This is a genomic window from Lysinibacillus sphaericus, from assembly GCF_002982115.1.
Taxonomy (GTDB): domain Bacteria; phylum Bacillota; class Bacilli; order Bacillales_A; family Planococcaceae; genus Lysinibacillus; species Lysinibacillus sphaericus.
The window spans coordinates 1,995,375-2,007,876 of sequence record NZ_CP019980.1 but is presented as its reverse complement, the minus strand read 5'-3'; the positions used below and the strand labels follow the sequence as shown (position 1 = coordinate 2,007,876).

The 12,502-nt window shown below is 35.3% G+C and carries 12 protein-coding genes; 7 read left to right on the top strand and 5 right to left on the bottom strand.

Going from position 1 to position 12,502, the window contains the following annotated elements; translation table 11 throughout:
* Positions 1-29: 29 nt before the first annotated feature.
* Both LS41612_RS10055 and dacB read right to left on the bottom strand, forming a co-directional pair.
* Positions 30-785 (bottom strand): SDR family NAD(P)-dependent oxidoreductase, encoded by a 756-nt coding sequence (locus LS41612_RS10055; protein WP_024360998.1) that lies wholly within the window; start codon positions 783-785, stop codon positions 30-32.
* Between the two features lie 89 nt (positions 786-874).
* Positions 875-2,308 (bottom strand): D-alanyl-D-alanine carboxypeptidase/D-alanyl-D-alanine endopeptidase, encoded by a 1,434-nt coding sequence (gene dacB / locus LS41612_RS10050; RefSeq protein ID WP_024360999.1) that lies wholly within the window; start codon positions 2,306-2,308, stop codon positions 875-877.
* A gap of 176 nt (positions 2,309-2,484) precedes the next feature.
* On the opposite strand from dacB, the gene LS41612_RS10045 reads away from it, so the two are divergent.
* The 3 genes from LS41612_RS10045 (at position 2,485) to LS41612_RS10035 (ending at position 4,481) form a co-directional block, all read left to right on the top strand.
* Positions 2,485-2,859: a hypothetical protein gene (locus tag LS41612_RS10045; RefSeq protein ID WP_024361000.1), complete on the top strand. Its 375-nt coding sequence runs from the start codon at positions 2,485-2,487 to the stop codon at positions 2,857-2,859.
* Between the two features lie 289 nt (positions 2,860-3,148).
* Entirely contained in the window at positions 3,149-3,925 is a 777-nt protein-coding gene (locus LS41612_RS10040) for a phospholipase A2 family protein (protein WP_024361001.1), read from the top strand.
* Between the two features lie 289 nt (positions 3,926-4,214).
* Positions 4,215-4,481: a hypothetical protein gene (locus LS41612_RS10035; RefSeq protein WP_024361002.1), complete on the top strand. Its 267-nt coding sequence runs from the start codon at positions 4,215-4,217 to the stop codon at positions 4,479-4,481.
* A 236-nt stretch (positions 4,482-4,717) separates the two neighbouring features.
* On the opposite strand, the gene LS41612_RS10030 is transcribed toward LS41612_RS10035, so the two are convergent.
* On the bottom strand, positions 4,718-5,644 hold the full coding sequence (locus tag LS41612_RS10030; protein WP_233433841.1) for a S8 family peptidase: 927 nt from the start codon (positions 5,642-5,644) through the stop codon (positions 4,718-4,720).
* 536 nt (positions 5,645-6,180) lie between these two features.
* On the opposite strand from LS41612_RS10030, the gene LS41612_RS10020 reads away from it, so the two are divergent.
* Positions 6,181-6,771 (top strand): sigma-70 family RNA polymerase sigma factor, encoded by a 591-nt coding sequence (locus LS41612_RS10020; RefSeq protein ID WP_024361005.1) that lies wholly within the window; start codon positions 6,181-6,183, stop codon positions 6,769-6,771.
* A 358-nt stretch (positions 6,772-7,129) separates the two neighbouring features.
* On the opposite strand, the gene LS41612_RS10010 is transcribed toward LS41612_RS10020, so the two are convergent.
* Positions 7,130-8,863, bottom strand: a complete 1,734-nt coding sequence (locus LS41612_RS10010) for an ABC transporter ATP-binding protein (RefSeq protein ID WP_024361007.1) — start codon at positions 8,861-8,863, stop codon at positions 7,130-7,132.
* Positions 8,860-10,602: an ABC transporter ATP-binding protein gene (locus tag LS41612_RS10005; RefSeq protein ID WP_024361008.1), complete on the bottom strand. Its 1,743-nt coding sequence runs from the start codon at positions 10,600-10,602 to the stop codon at positions 8,860-8,862. The genes LS41612_RS10010 and LS41612_RS10005 overlap by 4 nt, the downstream gene beginning before the upstream one ends.
* A gap of 556 nt (positions 10,603-11,158) precedes the next feature.
* Here LS41612_RS10005 and crcB (LS41612_RS10000) point away from each other — a divergent pair.
* Genes crcB (LS41612_RS10000) through LS41612_RS09990 form a run of 3 tightly spaced genes read left to right on the top strand, consistent with a single transcriptional unit; the run spans position 11,159 to position 12,224 of the window.
* Complete coding sequence (gene crcB / locus LS41612_RS10000) at positions 11,159-11,521, top strand: fluoride efflux transporter CrcB (protein ID WP_024361009.1); 363 nt, start codon at positions 11,159-11,161, stop codon at positions 11,519-11,521.
* Positions 11,518-11,880 carry a fluoride efflux transporter CrcB gene (gene crcB, locus LS41612_RS09995; RefSeq protein WP_024361010.1) on the top strand — a complete coding sequence of 121 codons (363 nt, stop codon included), beginning with the start codon at positions 11,518-11,520 and terminating at the stop codon, positions 11,878-11,880. Before crcB (LS41612_RS10000) ends, crcB (LS41612_RS09995) begins: the two co-directional genes overlap by 4 nt.
* Complete coding sequence (locus LS41612_RS09990; protein WP_024361011.1) at positions 11,877-12,224, top strand: hypothetical protein; 348 nt, start codon at positions 11,877-11,879, stop codon at positions 12,222-12,224. Before crcB (LS41612_RS09995) ends, LS41612_RS09990 begins: the two co-directional genes overlap by 4 nt.
* Positions 12,225-12,502 lie beyond the last annotated feature (278 nt).

Sequence of the window (12,502 nt, the reverse complement as noted above, 5' to 3'; positions counted from 1 at the left end):
AAATCCTCCTCGAACAATAACCGAGAAAATTAGTGAAGCATGATTGAACCACCGTCAACCATAAGTGTTTGACCTGTGATATACTGTGAATCCTCTGATGCTAAAAATACTGCTACACGGCCGATGTCATCTTCTACATCACCAAAGCGGCCCATTGGGATTTTATTTTTAACAGCTTCGTAATATTCTGGTTGTGCTTTTGCCCATGCTTGTACACCTGGTGAATTTGCAATTGGGCTAATTAAGTTTACATTAATACCGAAACGTCCCCATTCATTTGCCGCTACACGAGAAATACCGCGGATTGCCTCTTTTGCTGCAGCATACGCACCTTGTGTTTCATGACCAGCAATTCCAGCACCAGAAGCAAAGTTAATAATATTTCCTTTTGTTTCTTTTAAATGCGGTAATGCCGCTTGCATTAAATAAAATGTTGGATAAAAACCAGTATCAAATGATAAATCTAAATCAGCCTGCGTTGTATCTTCAATCGTTGCTTGTTTTGAAGCATGTGCATTATTAACTAATACATCTAGTTTACCGTATTTTTCAACAACTGTATCGATTATTTTATGCAAATTAGCACGATCCATTAAATTTGCCTGTAAAAACATTGATTTTGGAGAAATTTTTTGCAATTCCTTTTCCATTGCTTTCCCTGTTTCTTCATTTAAATCTACAATCGTGACGATTGCGCCTTCTTTTACCATCGCTTTTGCCATACCACTACCGATACCGCCAGCTCCACCAGTAATAATTACTACTTTGTCTTGTAATTTGCCCATGAGTGAACAGCTCCTTTTCATTAATCGTTAAATAGTTTATCACTAAATTATTCATAATTAAACTAGATTGCTCACTCTATTGAAACTCTTTACATTTCATTGGCAATTTGCTTGACAATTTCATCAATCGTAGCGATTGCTGAACCTTTATTTCCTTGCGTTAAAATACTAAAAATATACCACTTGCCACTTCTCCCTTTAACATAGCCACTTAACGCATAGGTACCACTTATATAGCCCGTTTTAGCTGAGACACTATAGCCTTTCAAGCGGTTTTCTAATGTTGCTCCAACTAGCTTTCCTTTTCGTCCCGCATGTGGTAAAGCGTCCAAATACGAGAAGTACCAAGGTTTTTGTCGAACTTTAAATAGTAATAAGCTTTCCTGCATACTACTAACGCGGTTTTGATGATTTAAGCCTGAGCCATCTTCAAAGTACCATTGGTCCATATTTAATCCACTATCTATACCATAGGTGCGAATGGCTTCAATGCCCGCAGACCAGCTTCCTTCTCCAAGAAGCTCCCTTCCCAATTGCTTAGTTAGCATTTCTCCCATGCCGTTAATGCTTAACTTTAAAAATCGAAAATTCATATCCTTTAATGGCATGGAGTAAGTAATGCCAACTCGCTGTGCATTTTCTGGTACTTTCCCTTCGGTAAGAGGCATTTTTTGAATTCCTTTTGCTACTAGTTTTTCTCGTAATACATCCAGCGTAAACATTGTTGGATTATAAACAGTCACATATGTATTTTTTTCTGTACCTGCTGGTAAATTGCCTGTTACAACAATTCGGTCTGTTCCATATTCTCTTGTGATTTTGACGGTCGATTTCTCACCCTTTTTCACAGTTTTTGTTTTGTTGACAATGGGGATTGTGCTTGCATATGGTAAAAGCTGAATTTTGGCTGCTTGTCCAATTTTAGTGCCAGTTACTTTTACATGGACATTGCCGACATCATATTGGTCATTCGGTGAGAGCGTTAGAGCAGAAATACGTGATGCATAAGAGAATGCCTCTTCTTGTGGGACTATTCCTTTGGCTAATCGATCGTCATCAAACCACGAATCATCAGCAATCAATGCACCTGTAATTTTGGTGATTCCTAATTTTTTCAGCCCATTGGCGAATGTTTCTAAATGGACAGGTAATAATGTTGGATCGCCCCCACCTTGTAAATAAATATTTCCTTGTAATACACCATTTTCAATGGGACCATCCACATAAGCCTTCGTTTCAAAACGATAATCAGAGCCGAGTAAATCTAATGCCGCAGCACTAACAAGCAATTTATGAGTGGATGCGGGACGTATCATTTTTTCCCCATGCTTACTATAAAGAACGTCTCCTTTTTCCATTTCTCGCACCGTAATACTATATTCATTGTTTTTCCAGTTTTTAGCGATGATTGTATTGATTTTATTCGTCATCGTTTGCTCATTTGCCTGTGCTTGTTCAACAAATAGCAATGGGTAACAACACAATGTTAGAAGCATCGTCAATATAACAATTTTCTTTTCCATAAAACCTCCATTTGATAAAATATTCTCTAATTATTTTTTATTTTAAGTAAAAGCGCTTATTTTTTCAATTCAACAGCCATTCTAACTTCTTCTGAAGTGGACAGACATCTTTTTTTTCGACATGAATAGACTGTAGTAGCTAGCTAAAATCACTTTCAAAATAGGAGTTGGTTTCGATGGGCGCAAAATGGATTAAAATATCGATCTTCTATTTAATACTTACAATCGCTTTTGGACTGTTTATGCATTATGCAATTCAACTTCAATGGAAGACGACACATGCACATATTGGTGTCGTTGGTTGGCTAACTACGGGATTCATAGGGCTCGTTTATTGTCATTTTAAGGATGCTGCAAAAACAGGGCTCGCCAAGGCACAGTTTTGGCTTTACAATATCGGTTTACCGTTTCTGTTAGTTGGGATGATGATGGTTTACTTAGATGTGCCTCATTGGTTATTTGAACTGTTCGTATCTGGCGGTGGAATTGCCGTTGCCCTTTCTATTTTATTATTCTTTGTCAATGTCTTACAAAATGTGAAGAGTACTTAATAAAATAGAAGCCACTTTTCAACACCTAACAATATAAAGCAAAGGCATCAAGAGCGAATTTCTTGATGCCTTTCGTCAACATTTAAGCCCCACTTAGCAAAGTGGGGCTTAGACTGTGTTAAAAATTTTATTAGGGCTGTTGCATTGATGTTCTCACATATTTAATAGCTCATTAAGGATTTCACTTCCTTCTTTTGGTATTACGAGCCAATTAGTTTAGCTTAATTTTTGTTTTTTCTTTATAACATACCTCTTTTATATAGTATAAACCACCAAAGGAGGAATAAGAATGAACATTACTGATATTCGAGTAAGAAAAGTACTATCCGATGGAGTAAGTACTTTAGATCAGCAGAGCCAAGCGCTATTAACAAAAGCACTTGATAAATTGAATAAAGAAGAATTATTCAATGCCCCCAAAATAGAACAAGTAGACTACGAAACTACTTATTCTGTTTATGCATTCAACGAATTCAATGAACAAAACAAAACAAAAGTGAAACAAAAAACCACCTTCCTACAATTTAATAATTTTCTTATTGGTACTATTTTCAAAACAATAAACACTGAGACAAACAGAACATCTTACTTAGTGAAAGTTGTATCATTAGATATAGAACAAGAAATTAAGAAGACTATTATGTATTTAGATGATGAACTATTAAATGAATGGGAGCAGTTGTCCTCTGATAGTAAGTTAACGATACCAGAAGATTACAAGAATATAACATCAGATGACTTTCAAGACGATGATGTACTTAGTGCACAGGGGTGGGGTTTACCTTGTCTTCAAAACGGTTGTTGTTCTTTCCGTTATAAAGGAAATCCATTTAACCCACTTGTTAGATATAACTGGTGCGGGGCGAACTGTGGTTCAGGTCCTACTGTTAATGCATTAGACAATTGCTGTAAATATCACGATTATTGTTATGATGCAAATACGAAATATCCTGAACGTTGTGGCTGTGACCGTATTATTATCGAATGTGCTAATCAGACAGATGAAGCAGGGACATCACGTATCGTTGGGGCGTTCTCTGCAAAAATGGTTGCAATGGGCTGCTAATTTTCTTACTAACATCCACTAAAGTCACTATCAATAATAACTTTCGTGTTCTTAAGTTATATTGCCAAATGGGAAAAAACTAGTTATATAACATCTTTCATCGGTTCAATTCCGAGTGCCACCTCATTTCAATGATTGATTCATACAAGCGTTAGACGCAACTTTAGAATTACTCTAAGGTTGCGTCTTTAACTTGTATGAAGAATCGCCAAGTCTATTATTTTTTGATATAATCAGTATATATACATAGGACTTGAGAAAGTAAGAAATATTAATAAGGAGGGAAATTATGCTTGGTAAAAGCGGGAAGTTATCAGCATTATTTTCTGTAGCAGGACTTATTGTAATTGCTTGCTTTTATTATTTTCAAATTGAAGCGGTAATCGTAATTTTAGTTGGAGGAATTTTAATTGCCGTAGGAATAATCTTTAGTATTTTAAGCTTTATAAAAAAGGAAAAAGGATTTTGGAAGTATACCCCTTATATTGTTTTGTGGCTTTATTTCCTTGGTATTTTCTTGTCAATTATACTACTTTTCTTGATAGGTGAGCGTTAAATTATTTTTTAATGCATCGAAATATTATACCTTTATAAAGAAGTTACATAATAATAGACAAAGTCGAGTGTTTCGACTTTGTCTATTATTTTTACATTGGTTTGCTATCATTAATTTTTTCGTTAGAGTTTCTACAGTCGATAATTTAATATCTAAGTAGGCTTTTTCCACGATAAGAAAGCTAAAGTTTGCAATCATTTAACATCCTCTGCTGAATAATTCATCACTATCAAACATTATTTCAACTGAATTAATCCATTTCCTACCAGATTAATTGGAAAGTCCAATTTTAATGCATTCTTTGAAAAGTAATACTTTACTTGTGCCGGTATAAGTGGTGGTGCACACGGTTTAATTAACTGTAGTGCTAGTGCGGTTGCTCCTGAAACATGGGGTGTTGCCATGGAAGTACCGTTCAATTCTACATACTCGCCATTTAAGTGCGTTGATAGAATACCTTCTCCTGGAGCCACAAAATCTATATTGAGATGGGACTCTGAAAATATTGAAGGGGCAAGTTGTTGATTAACTGAACCGACAGATAATGTTTCCTTATAAAAACCAGGAAATGATATTTCTTCCGTTGTAGATAAACCGTCACCCTCATTCCCAGCTGCTGCGACAATGACTATGCCTAATGTATGCAATTCTTTAATGACTGTATATAACTCATCTTTATGAGTGGGGCCACCTAAAGACAAGTTTATAACTTGAACCTTTTCTCCGTTGGGTCCTCGCCATTTTTTGATATATTGAAGTGCACTGATTAATCCATTATACGAGCCTTTGCCAAAGCGATTTAAAATCTTTAAAATAAGTAACTTACAATTAGGTGCAACGCCTAATACACCCATTTCTTTATTTTCAGCTGCGATTATACCTGCTACGTGTGTGCCGTGACCATTATAATCAGTATAAATTTTTTTGTTTCCCCCATCATCTGACGAAAAATTATAGCCACCTATAATTTTGTCAATCAAATCTGGATGTGTTGTATCAACACCTGTATCAATTATAGCGACGACAACTCCTTGTCCTTTGTTGGATTGTTCCCAAACATCTCTTGCTTTAATAATATCTATACTAGAAGTAGGATATTGTTTTTGCTTTTTATAAGATTGTATTTTGTATGGTTTTAAAGCGATTCTATTTATAATAATCACTCCTAACGAAAGAAATTAATCGTACAACTTACAAAAGTTTTTAATTTTATTTGAGATATTTTGTGCATCCAATATAATCTCAGAAAGTAACTTTTTTTCTTCTGTATTAAGCTGTTCAGTTTCAAAGTTTTTTAAAAAGAAAGATTGCGTTTTTCGAGATTGGCAAAAGCATTTGAGTAAACATTCTATGTTCATTTACTTCTCTCCTCCCTAGTTCTTTTTAAATAAATTGCCTAATGGTAAATCACGAAACGAATGATACTTCTATTCGCCCATTTCAATTTTATTGTCATTTATTAATCCTCCAATTAATGAATGGTTCATTAATTAAAGAGATAATAAATCAAAAAAAACAAAATTTATTGTATATAATAATTTTTATCATCAAAAACAGAATAAATGTTCTGTTTTTTTGTTTTTTTAAAGAAAGAAATCTCTTTATTTTATATAAGCTATAAATTATTACTGGAGAGATTTATGCGAAATTTGGCTACTAGAGAGAAGTAACTATACTTAATTATAAGGGAGGAGTAAACGTGGATATAAAAATCTTTCTAACTAATTTCGAGCGAAAAAAAATGGATCCTGTCATTCATTTCTTTTTACAAGATCAAAAAAATCGTGATTTACTATCATCCTTCTTAGCAGAGCCATGCCCTGAAAATAAAATCCGATTGGACAATGCTTTTAAAGCTCATTACAAAAAAGCAAAGGTAATCAGCTATATTAACAAATTAATTCATTTCTTTTCAATAGATTTTGATAAGAAAGTTAATCGTTATTATAGTCGAAATATATTTTTATCTTCTTTTGTAAAGGATGAAAACAATGTTCACGAATTACCTTCTAAACAATTAGAACTGCAAAATGACTTATACGATACAGTTTTAAATAGCCAAAGGCTTTTACAATCAATTTCAAGTGAAGAGCTATTCCATGCTATAAAAACATTATCTAGTAAACAATTATTAATATTAGATTTAAAATATAGCCAAAATTTAAGCAATAAAGAGATAGCACAAATTTTAAATGAGTCTCCGCAAACAATTTCTTATAATTTAAGGACTGCTATTAAAAAGTTAAAGGTTAAATTATTGAATAATGGATGTGGGAAAATTGCAAAGTAAACAAGAATTAAACTACGAGGAAATTATTAGAGATTTTAATCAGAAAATTAAAAATATTTTAAAAAGCACGTCCGTACAAGAGCGCGAGGATTTAGAACAAGAAATAAAAATAAAAATCTTAGAAAAAATAGACCTGTTGAACCATATTAATTGTCCAGGTTTTTTCGATTATATAAATAACAAGAAATGAAAATCTCTCTTATTAGTTGTTGTTGAAGTATTTCAAATGAAAAAATTCTTTCAAAATAAGGAGCATAAGACTTTGCTAATTTTTTGCTAAAAATTAGTTTGTTGGCACTTTTTAAGAATTAATAAAGATTATCGCCCCACTTAGAAAAGTGGGGCGTTGTCCTTACTTTTACTGCAAAGAGTTCGCTTGCATTTGATACATTTTTTCATAAATGCCACCGTGTGCTAATAGCTCATCGTGGGTACCACGCTCCACAATATTTCCACGATCTAAGACAAGTATTCGATCCGCATTTTTAATTGTTGACAGACGGTGGGCAATAATGAATGTTGTGCGCCCTTTTTTCAGTACATCCATTGCATGTTGAATAATTTCTTCTGTCTCAGTGTCAATATTTGACGTTGCTTCATCTAAGATTAAAATGGCTGGATCAAAGGCTAATGCACGTGCAAAAGATATTAATTGCCGCTGACCAGAAGATAATGTACTTCCTTTTTCAATCACTGGTTCATCATAACCCTTTGGTAAATTTGCAAGCACGCGATCCCCTCCAACGGCTCTTAAAGAATCTTCCACTTTTTGTCGAGAGATTTTCGGGTTATTTAAACTCACATTGGACGCAATCGTACCGGTAAATAAATAAGGGTCCTGTAAAACAATCCCCATATGCTCACGCATAGATTGACGAGCAACCGTTGTAATATCTATACCATCAATCGAAATCTTGCCTTTAGATGGGTCATAGAAGCGGAATAATAAATTCATAATCGAACTTTTTCCAGAGCCAGTATGACCTACAAGTGCAATTGTTTCTCCTTGATGTGCTTCAAATGTTAAGTTTTTCAAAACATAGTCATCGTTTTTGTAGGCAAAGGAAACATCCTCAAACACGACATTGCCTTTATATCTTGGTAGACTTACTTCAGATACGGGCTCTCCATCTATATCTAACACCTCAAACACCCGCTTCCCTGCAATCAGCGAGCGTTCAAGCTGCGAAAATTGATTCACAATATTGGTGATTGGATTGAAGAGTTTTGTTAAGTAATCGACAAAAGCATATAAAGTCCCTGCTGAAATAATTTGCGTTGTCGTCATCGATTGGGTCCCAAAATAGAAAATAAAAATCGTAAACATTAAAAGCCTTAACGTATTCACTAAGTTAAATGAAGTCGCCGAATCGAGCACTAATAGTTTACGCTCATAGGCATAGTGTTCATTATTCATATCATCAAATTCCTTCGTCATTTGTTGCTCACGTCGGAATGCTTGAATAATTGTCATACCTTGAATGGATTCATTGATCATCGCATTGATATCTGCAATCTTTGTGCGAATAACATCATTGTATTTCGATGCAAATTTCCGATATAAAATCATCCATACATAAATGATAGGCACCATGACTAATGCCAGTAACGCCATTTGCCAATTTAAAATAAACAGCGCTACATATACACCGATAATTGAAATTAAACTTGTCACAAAATTTGATAGCACCTGGACATATAAATTGCGGACTGCCTCGGTATCATTGGTTACACGCGCAACAATTTTCCCTGCTGGTAAATTATCAAAATATTGAATCGGTAACGTTTGAATATGTTCAAATACATCTTTACGTAATTTTTGAACAACACGATTTGCGCCCATTTGTAAATAAATATACATAAAGTAACGTAAAACCGCTGTAGCAATCGCCAAAATTAAATACAATAGTAACAACCACGTAATCGGTTTAATTTCTATTTGACCGATCGTCATATAATTATCGATGATATGCTTTGCAATAAATGGCCCGACAAGTTCGGTAAAGACAGCAATGGTTAAGAAAAATAACCCTAAAAATATTGGTTTTTTAAAATACATTGCATAGCGTGTTAAGCGTTGACTCGTACTCATGAGGCACCCCCTTCTAGCTGCTGACGGTCGAATTGTTCTTTATACCAGCCTTGTTGTGAAAGGAGCTGTTCATGTGTTCCCTGTTCTACTATTTGTCCTTCATCAAGCACAATAATCATATCGGCATGTTGAATTCCCGATAATCGATGGGTTGTAATAATCGTCGTTCGATCCTGTCGTTCACGCTGAATATTTTCGATGATTTTAGCTTCCGTTTTAGCGTCTACCGCTGAAAGTGAATCATCAAGGATTAAAATTTCAGGGTCTTTAATGAGTGCCCGCGCAATTGATACACGTTGCTTTTGACCTCCTGAAAGTGATACCCCTTTTTCTCCAACAAGTGTTTCAAGCCCCATTGGGAGATGGGCTAAATCTTTTTCAAAATAGGCTGCATGAATCGCTTGTTTCAGCTCTTCTTCTGTAGCATCTTCTTTTCCAAATAAAATATTTTCTCGAATTGTTCTGGAGAATAATACATGATCCTGCGGCACATAGCCGATCCAATCGAGTAACTGCTCTTTTGTTTGAGCCGTAATATCAATGCCATCAATGGACAACTGACCTTCTCCAATTGGATACTCTCGTAGCAGCTGTCGTAAGAAGGTTGTTTTCCCTGCACCTGTCTTTCCAACAATACCAAGTGTTTGCCCCTTTTTTAGCGACAATGAAATACGTTCCAAGTTTTTCACATGGCTCATTGGATACTGGAAAGATAAATCGTTGAACCCGATTGCATTTGGCGTTGCTACAGCTTGCGGTGTTGCACTATTTTGTACATCCGCTTTATAGCGTAACGTTTCCTGTACACGGTCTAATGAGGCATTTCCTTGCTGCATCACATTAATAAGTTCCCCAATCGCAAAAATTGGCCAAACCGCTAATCCTAAATAGACAGTAAATGTTACAAGTTGCCCTAATGACATCGCCTCAGTCGATACTAAATGTGCACCGTAGCCAAGTGCCACAACATAACTAATCCCTGTCCCTACTTTCGTGATGGGTCCAAATAAAGCGTTGATTTTTGCCGTATGCATATTTTTTTCATAAACGACTTCACTCATTGCTGCAAAGTTTGCTTCGTCCTTTTTTTCTTGTACATATGCCCTTACAACTCGAACACCTGCTACTGACTCAAGGACACTATCATTTAATTCACCAAAGGCGTCCTGCGCTTTCATATACCGTTCATGCACAATTTTTCCTAAATACTGAATAAGAATAGCCATAACGGGCACTGGCAACATGGCAAAAAACGTTAACTTCCACGAAATCATATAACCCATTGCAAAAATAATACAGCCCATATATATCGTCGAGTCTATCAGTGTCATGATTCCAAAGCCCGCAGTTAGTGACACGGCGTTTAAATCATTTGTAGCTCGTGCCATCAAATCACCAGTGCGATTTTTTTCATAAAATGTCGGTGTCATACGCAAAAAATGTTGCATTAAATTGCGACGTAACATTTTCTCTAAATTAATGGCACCTTCAAATAATCGAAATTGCCAAACAAAATTCAAGACATAACCGCCAACAATAATAGCCGCAAAAATCAACAAATATTTCGTTAAAATAGCTGTTGTCATTGTGCCCGCAGTTAAAATATCAATAATAGACCCTAGTAAATACGGTGGAATAACCTCTAATCCACTCGCAATGATTAAGAGTACAATCGCTATGGTATATTGCTTCCAATATTGCTTAAAAAACCAACTTAATTTACTTAATACATCAAACATACTTCAATACCTTCTTTCCTAAATGCTTTACATCTTCGCTACCCACTATCTAGCAATTCCTTATTGAAAATTAATTTCCTTGTGATGTTTTGCATACACATACACTCCTTTTTCTGTTCACTATCACCTTTTTTTGCAATAAAAAAGACGCATCCCCTGAAAAGAGCATGCGTCTCTTATAAAAGGTAAGGTGCACCCATACCTTTCATTGCATAAAAAATAACAATGTTAGACATGGACAATGTATGCAGCTGTGCTTTTGTATCGTACGGATAAAATCATCATTGTCATGCCCTCCTTTGTTTGGTTTGTTATAGTGTTATTGAAGATTATCATATAATTGAAATAATTGTCAACATTCAAACTGTTATTTTTTATATATTACAGGAAATAATTAACGCTTTAAAGTAGTGAATTGCTTTATTCGCAAGAAAATAGCTTTCATTATAACAAACTTTAAAAAACTACCATCCTGCTTTTGTGCTTGATACAATATAAAGGCATGCGGTGAATCTTATTATCTATACTCGGTCTAAAAATAAAGGAGTCTTTGACATTGAAAATATTTGTTGCAATTGGCTTAGGAGGATGTTTAGGCGCTATTTCCCGCTATTATATTAGTATGCTAGCTGCAAATACGGCGGTCTTTCCATTTTCAACACTTTGCATTAATTTAGTTGGCTGTTTTTGTTTAGCCTTCCTTTTCACCACCTTTACTAACCGCACGCCCCTTGTACTCGGCATTGGTACAGGCTTTTTAGGAGCCTTTACTACCTTCTCGACCTTTTCTGTAGAGACACTTTTACTGTTGGAAAATAGTAAATGGGGACAAGCACTCGCCTATTGTTTGATGAGTGTGTTCGGTGGTCTAGTATGCGCTTGGCTAGGCGCTCGACTTGCAAGGAGGCGGACGCAATGATATTAGTTGGAATAGGCGGATTTTTAGGTGCATTAGCAAGGTTTTACTTAGGTAAATGGATTGTTAGTACATATCCTTGGGCTACCTTTGTCATCAACATAACAGGTTCCTTTGTACTCGGTCTGTTAGTTGGTGCACATCTAAGTGATGCGCTATGGCATTTCTTAGGAATTGGCTTTTTAGGTGCTTATACAACGTTTTCAACATTTGGTTTTGAAACATTGCAACTAATCGAAAAGAAACAATGGCATCTAGCGTTCCGTTATGTTTGTAGTACAGTAATTGTCGGATTGCTCTTTGCAGCACTAGGGCTTTCCCTTATGCAGGGCGTCCTTAAAACATTAGAGGTGATTTTTTGACACAACCAACAATCGAGCAGCTTCAAGCTTTAGAGGCTGAAATTGAACATACATTATATACATTAATTGACTTAGAACTTGATGAAGCTTACCAAGAAATGACGACTCTATTTGCCAAATTACTCGCAAAGGTGCAAGCAGCGCACTTAATAGATTATAAGCTTGATGTACTAGTAGAACCTAATAATTACGCTACCGAAACGTGCCTATTACTCGAGAGTTTACTAGAAGCAAAAAACAGGCCCAACAAAAGACATCAGCTTTTAACGCATCGTATCATTTTAAAAATTTGGCTACGTAAAAATCGTCAATTTATAAATGAGCTATTACCGCAGATGTTCTAAAAGCGTTAGACAATACAAAGAAAGTGTTAGATTGACAGCAAATCATCTAACACTTTTTTACTGTACTATTTGCCGCTTTGGCAAGGTAAGTATATAAGCCGCAACTTGCTTGCGCGTTCTCTGTAATAATCTTCTCCTCCAACCTCTATCTTTGCAATCAATTGACCGTCACAAACAAGCTATTTTTTTATGACATGCTTGCCTTTTACCCTCATAAAAACTATATTATGCTATTTCAATCCACTAAAATGCTCATTTTATCGGAACCTTCCTAATCT